The following is a 7,670-nucleotide window of genomic DNA, read 5'->3' as shown; positions in this document are numbered from 1 at the left end:
TTTACTGTTTGCGTAGCAAATGATTTAAAACATTGAATGGCTGAAACTTATTTTGACCGTCGAAAATCAAAGACAAGTCTTTTTTCGTTAGTTTTTTTGACTGTTCCCCGAAGGGCACATGAATACCGACAATAAAAATAGATATGTAATGAATAAAAAAAGTGACAAAAGATTTCTCGATACCTCGAAATGACATATTGGATGCGATTCTGAGACAAGCCCAGAATTACAAAATCCATTTTTAAAAATGACAACGAATTTGAGTATTGAAAAAGAATGAAAAACCGGCATTAAAACTCTCACGTTAAGAAAATGTTTGAGTGAAGCGTTAAAAAGGTTTTAGCCCGTAGGGTTTGTAAAATCTTTAGTGGAATGAGAACATTTTTAGTAGAGAGGTTTACGGCCAAGCGTTTTTTGTTTCGTTTTTTGCGCTCAAAAAATGAAAAAAGAAAGAACAAATTTGAAATAAAAAAACAAAACCCCTTTCCCAAAAACAAAGTTGGCGCGATGTACTGGAAAAGGAGTGGCTTTTAAAACTAATGTTGAATTAAAAAACTTATGTAAAATTATGAAAATATTTTACTTTAAACTCAATAGGCATATAATAAGTGTGCTATTGGGATTGGTTTGTGCTACACCCCTATTTGCACAAACAGGAAAAACCGTGACTGGAACGGTGAAAGATCATAACCATTTGCTCTCTGGCGTGGTCGTAACAGAAGAAGGTACACAGAATAGTGTGCGAACTGATGCGAATGGATATTATTCGCTGATCTTACAGCATGATAATGCTAAACTAATTTTCGAGCAATTGGACTTCCCTATTCGTGAAGAAGAGGTGCTGAATAGAAGTGTGATAAATGTAAGTTTCACAAAAGAGGACGACGGGATTCAGCTAAAAGATGTGGTGATAAATGCAGGGTACTATGCTGTAAAAGACAAAGAACTTACGGGGTCTATAGCACGTGTAACGGCTAAGGAAATAGAGAATCAGCCTGTGAATAATGTCCTTTCGGCTATGCAAGGTCGTATGGCCGGAGTAAGTATAGTACAAAATTCTGGGGTTGCTGGTGGTGGTTACGATATACAAATACGCGGACGTAATAGCTTGAGAAGTTTTGCACTAAATAATACATACGAAGCTAATTCTCCTCTGTATGTTATAGATGGTGTTATCATCAACAATCAAAAAGAATATCGTTCTAATTTATCCTCTGCTATTCTACCCTATCAAGATAGTAATCCGTTAAACTTTTTGAACCCGTCTGATGTAGAAAGCATAGAAGTACTGAAAGATGCAGATGCAACGGCTATTTATGGGTCACGTGGTGCAAATGGTGTAGTATTAATCACTACTAAGAAAGGGAAAAATACTAAAACGACCATTCAGTTTTCAAACTCGTATACCATAGGCGAAATAGCTGACTTACCGAAAATGATGTCTACTACTGAATATATGGAAATGAGGAAACAGGCATTTGTAAATGATGGAATTTCTACTTATCCTACAAATGCTTATGATATAAATGGAACATGGGATCCTAATCAATCTACCAATTGGCAAAAATATTTTGTTGGAGGAAAGTCTTTTCGTACTTCAAACGAGTTAAGATTATCGGGCGGTAATGAGCTCACTCAATTCATGATAAGTGGTGGACACAACGAAGAAACGACTATTTTTCCTGGTGATTACAGGTACAAAAAGACTAAAATGAGTCTTAATCTTTCTCATCAAAGTGCTAATCGACGACTGAAACTGAATTTTACTGGATTCTATACACTTCAAAATAATTTTTTACCTCCTACCGATTTTATGCGAATCTATCAGTCTCTTGCTCCAAATGCACCTGACCTATATGATAAAAATGGACAAATAAATTGGGAAAATAATACGTTTGCTAATCCTATAGCTGCAGCAGAACAAACTTATAAATCAAATCAAAATCAACTATTAAGTCAATTTAGTTTTGATTATCAAATTATAAAAGGGTTAAATGTACATGTAAATAGTGGTTACACTACAGATATAGTTAACGAGCGAATGATATACCCTAAAACAATGTACAACCCAACATTAGACATAGGCAGTGAGCGTTCTGCCCTATCCACCTCTACTGTACAACAAACAAATTGGATAATAGAACCGCAAATAAACTATCAAAAAAAATGGAATGAACATCGAATAGAAGCATTAATAGGTACAACCTTTCAACATACATCTTCAGATTATTTGATGTTATACGGATCTAATTTTTCTACCGACGAGTTAATAGAAAACATGGGGGCAGCAGCTAACGTAAAAATAAATAGAGATGCTTCTTCTATTTATCGGTATACTGCTATTTATGGTCGATTGAATTATCAATACACTAATCGGTATTATTTAAATTTAACTGGACGACGTGATGGATCGAGCAGATTTGGACCTTCTAATCGATTTGCAAATTTTGGTGCAGTTGGTGCAGCTTGGCTTTTTTCTAATGAGAGTTTTCTTATAGACCAATCTTGGTTGAGTTTTGGTAAATTGAGAGGAAGCTACGGAACTGCTGGTAGTGATAATATAGGGAATTATCAGTTTTATGACACTTATTCTAATACAGGTATTAATTATAATGGCTTGCAAGGTTTAACTCCAAGTAGATTGTATAATTCGAAATATGGTTGGGAAATTACCAGAAAATTCGAAGCAGCTCTTGAATTAGGTTTTTTACGAGATCGCTTGCAGTTTACTGCTGCATATTATCGTAATCGATCAGGAAATCAATTGGTAGGTATTCCACTGCCTGGAACAACAGGTTTTACATCTGTACAAGCTAACTTGAATGCTGTTATTCAAAATACTGGAATAGAAATAACGATAACTGCAAAACCTATTCAAAAAACAAACTTTCAGTGGGAAACCTCTTTTAATTTTAGTGTTCCTCAAAATAAATTATTATCATTTCCTGATTTAGAAGCATCAACTTATGCTTCTACATTAGAAGTTGGAAAGTCTATTACCTTAAAAAAAATGTATCATTATTTAGGTGTAGATCCAACTACTGGCGTATATCAGTTTGAAGATGTAAACGGTGATGGAAAATTAGATATGAATGATCGTACAATTGTAAAAGAATTAGGAATAAAATGGTACGGTGGTTTTGTAAATACTTTTCGAATTAAAAACTTTCAATTTGATATACTAACACAGCTTTCTTCACAAACACGTGAGAATAGTATTGCAAGTACCAACACACTAGGTTTGATGGGGAATTATAGTACCGAGTTTTTAGATTATTGGACACCTACGAATACCGATGCTCGATATCAGAAACCTACAAGTGGAGCAAATAGCCAACTAATTACAGCTGCATCTAATTATAGATTAAGTGATGCAAGTGTTATGGATTCGTATTATATCCGTCTAAAAAATGTACAAATCAGCTATAATCTTCCCAAAACAACCTTTAAACATTTGAAAGGTACTTTGTTTTTTCAAGGTCAAAATTTGTGGACATGGACCAATTATAAAGGTCTTGATCCTGAGTTTAATTTATCAGGCTATACGCCTGCTCTACGTACATGGTCTATCGGGTTTAACTTAATATATTAATCATGAAAAAAATAATAATTTTATTACTTATAATTCCTTTTTCGAGTTGCGAAAAGTTTATTGAACTAGATTTACCTCAAGACCAAATTACACAAGAGACGGTTTTTAAAGATGGTAAATTAGTTCGTTCTGCTCTTGCTGGTCTTTATAATTCATTAAAAACAGATGGCTTTCTATCTGGTGGTTCTTCTGGAGGAGGTGTATATTTTGGTTGTTATACAGATGAATTGATTTCCTATCAAATGGCTAATAGTGTATTGGATCAGTTCTATAAATTAAATATTCGACCAGAATCTAGTGCTGTAACAGCTTTGTGGCAAAAAACATATAATCAAATTTATCAAACAAATCGTATAATAGAAGGAATTGAAAGATCGACTTTGATTGAGGTTAATTTAGCAAATCAGTTGAAGGGCGAAGCTCTTTTTATGAGAGGGTTGCTGCACTTATATTTGGTACAAACTTTTGGAGAAATACCTTATGTAACAACAAGTGATTATACCATTTCCCAACATGTATCAAAAGATAAAATAGTTGATATTTATAATAAAATTGAAACTGATGTATTAACAGCTAAAAGTTTATTAGCAACAAATACTGCCATAGGCACACGCTTTATCCCTTCTAAAGAAGCGGCTCAACTAATCTTATCTCGTTTATATTTGAATCAAAAAAGATGGGATGATGTTATAAAAATAACAGATGATCTTGCTCAAAACACATCTTTCCAATTGCAACAAGATATAAGCAAAGCTTATCTAAAAGATAATTCATCTACTATTTGGCAATTATCCCCTACATCTGCAACAGCTACTACGTACGAAGCTAATATACATTACTTGCGTTCTGCTCCTCCTTATAATATTTCTTTGCAACCAGAACTTGTGAATTCTTTTACAACTGATGATTTGCGTTTGAAAAATTGGATTGGATCTATTAATGACTCTAGCGGTAAAAAGTATTACTATGCTTCTAAATACAAACAATATTCTACTGTAAATGGACAAAATGAATATTCAATTATTTTACGTAGCGAGGAGGTTATTCTTAACAGAGCAGAAGCCTATATACAGAAAGAAGAGCTAACTAAAGGTTTGAGTGAATTGAATATAATTGCATCAAGAGCAGGATTAGCAGCTATTCAAATGGATTCAAAAGAAAACTTACTAAATAGAATTTTACAGGAACGTCAGCATGAATTGTTTACTGAGTTTGGCGCTCGTTTTTTTGACTTGAAAAGATACAGTCGATTAGATGAAACAATGATCAACCTTAAGCCACAATGGAAATCGGCATTTGTATTATTACCACTTCCTGAAAGTGAACTTTTATTAAATACTAATTTATATCCACAAAATTATGGTTATTAAATTCAATGTAAAAATACTTCTTTTTCTATTGGTTTTAATTATTCAGCTGTTTAGTCAATTATCTAATGCGCAAACTATAGATGAATTTAACACAGCTTATGAAAACTATTACACTACATTGCTAAAAACAAAAAGTCCAAACTTAGACTGGGTAATAGTAAGCCATTTGAATGCTATGGGAGATACTGAAAATGAATTAATTTCAGTAAAAAAAGGAATAAAACCAAGAATTTTACCACAAGCGAACTCCATCAGTTTTGCAAGTGATTCTACTATTATTTATAAATTACCTAATGAAACCGTTGTGTTTGAGAATTTATATTCATTGAAAAATAAAGAGTTTCATACAATTGAAAGTATTATTAATTTTCCATCAAGACAGACTACTATTTTAAAACCATTGGATAAAACAGAATTGATTGTTGTGGATAAAAATGGAAAAATAAAACATCATTTATTCAATATAGAGTCGAATCGAATTGACTATAAAACCGAACGGCTTTATTATATTCAAAATAACAGTTGGCATGTATTAAACCTTAAAGAAAACACGACGCAAACAGTTAATAATATTCCTAAAGTAGATTGGATTTATAATAATGACACGAATTGGTTTGGATTGAAAGAAGTTGGAAATTCATTACATTTTTTCCGAAAGAAACAAAATTCATTAAACGTAACAGAATCTATTATAGATCCTCCTGAACATTGTTTTTTTGATAAAAGTTTAATACAAACTATTGAAATTAGAGAGAATAGATACATTTTATTCAAATTAAAATTAGATAGTAACAAACAAAATTTAGCTGAAATTTCATATACTAATCGTCTAAATAGTAAATCATCTTCCTATCTTCAATTGGGGATATACGATATCGTTGAAAATAAATGGACATGGAAACCTCAACTTTCAACTCCTTTTCAACTTCAAAAATTTGTTTCTGAACAAGGTGAATTCATTGTATATGACATGGGCTTAAATAAAATTGATACATTGGTAAATAAAAAATTACCAATACAATTCGTAAGAAATTATGGAAATAAAACTCAGTCAATAGCCAATAAATATGTATCAGAAAACAATTTCTATTATGATGTTAATACAGATCATATGCTGTTTTTTGAAGATGGAAAATGGAAGAGTGAGTCATTACAAACACATCAGATTAGAATAGCACCTTTTAATCCTGAAGTAATATTAGCAGATGGACTTTATAATAACTTATCTGATAGACCAAAAGCTAAAATTACACCAACTTCAGAAAAGGGTATTTTTATTGTGAAATCTGAATATGATTTATACAGTTGGGATATCTTTAAAAACAAAATACAGCTGTTAACAAATGGAGCTGCTGATCATATAAATTATGAGCTGAAAGCACAGCCTCTGTGGATTTTAGGGGAATCATTATGGGGGAGTAGTTTTCATCGTCCTATAGATTTGAAAAAGCCACTTTTGGTAAGAGGAATTTCAATGAAAGATTATACTACTAGTTTGGGAGTCATAACAGGAAATAAATTGAAAATTATTGCACAATCTGATTTTACAATCAAAGATTTTGAAGACAGTAAAAGAGTGGTGTACACAACTACAGGATTTAATAATCCTTTAAAAATATATGAAATAAGAGAAAAGAAGCCTCATTTAATTTATGAAAGTCAAGGTAATAAGGATGGTAAACGACCAATATTAAAAAAAGAGCTTTTACATTATACAATAAATGGTGAAGACTTGAATGCTTTTCTATATTATCCCAAAAACTATGATGCAAAAAAGAAATATCCAATGATTGTACGTGTCTATGAGAAAATAACTTTTCATAATAGGGAAGATAATATTCCACATTTGATGGATTTAATTGGTTTTAATATGATACATTATATCTTGAATGACTATTTTGTCTTATTACCAGATTTGTCTTACAAAGAGAACGATTCTCAAGAAACTACAATTAAAAGTATTGAAAAAATAATAAATCAAGTTTCCCAAATACCTCAAATTGAGTCTAACCACATTGCTATAGTAGGACAATCTTTTGGTGGTTACGAAGCAGCCTTGTTTATGGGAAAAACCAATCTATTTGAAACAGCACTAATAGGTGTTCCTATCGTTGATATTCCTAGAAAATACTTAAGCGAATTTAAGATATACAACTATAACCAAGCAGATTATGCTAGAGAAGAACGTCAACAAACACGGATGAACAGTAGTTTATTTGACAATTGGCAAGGTTATTTGGAAGCTTCCCCTATTTACCATGTAAAAAAAGTACAAAAACCAATTTTACTTTGGGGTGGCGCTGATGATCCAAATGTCTTATCGGATCAAGTTCGTTCTTTTTTCTACGGTCTTACTCGCCTTAATAAAAAAGCTATTTACTTAAATTATGTAAATGAAGGACATAATATAATTGAAAAAGCTAAACGTCAAGACTTAAATTACAAAGCATGGCAATGGATGGAACATTTTTTAAAAGGAAAACCCGCTGCTGATTGGATTAAACCATTGTTGGAAAATTAAGATATAAATAATTTTAAGTTCGAAAACTTTAATAATAAAGATAGCTCCCAAAGGGAGCTATTTTTCTATGGTTTGTATAAAATTGTACTACACGTATTAAATTCACCAGGATTGTAAATCGTCAGCAAAAAGTGGACATCTAAGACCTAAAATTTAAGGTAGTGTTTTAAAAATCATTAACTTTAAT

Annotated in this window: 3 protein-coding genes; all 3 read left to right on the top strand. The window is 31.8% G+C overall.

The window, feature by feature from the left end:
* Nucleotides 1–568: 568 nt before the first annotated feature.
* The 3 genes from IF125_RS13905 to IF125_RS13895 are packed head-to-tail and all read left to right on the top strand — an operon-like array spanning nucleotide 569 to nucleotide 7,483.
* Nucleotides 569–3,592, top strand: coding sequence for a SusC/RagA family TonB-linked outer membrane protein (locus IF125_RS13905; RefSeq protein ID WP_225542891.1), 3,024 nt, complete (start codon nucleotides 569–571; stop codon nucleotides 3,590–3,592).
* Between the two features lie 2 nt (nucleotides 3,593–3,594).
* Nucleotides 3,595–4,962, top strand: coding sequence for a RagB/SusD family nutrient uptake outer membrane protein (locus IF125_RS13900; protein WP_225542890.1), 1,368 nt, complete (start codon nucleotides 3,595–3,597; stop codon nucleotides 4,960–4,962).
* The gene (locus IF125_RS13895; protein ID WP_225542889.1) at nucleotides 4,952–7,483 is read left to right on the top strand and encodes an alpha/beta hydrolase family protein; all 2,532 of its coding nucleotides are present in this window, start codon (nucleotides 4,952–4,954) and stop codon (nucleotides 7,481–7,483) included. The genes IF125_RS13900 and IF125_RS13895 overlap by 11 nt, the downstream gene beginning before the upstream one ends.
* Nucleotides 7,484–7,670 lie beyond the last annotated feature (187 nt).

It is taken from the genome of Empedobacter stercoris, assembly GCF_020281205.1.
In the GTDB taxonomy this organism is placed as follows: Bacteria; Bacteroidota; Bacteroidia; order Flavobacteriales; family Weeksellaceae; genus Empedobacter; species Empedobacter stercoris.
This window is presented reverse-complemented; position numbering and strand designations above follow the sequence as displayed.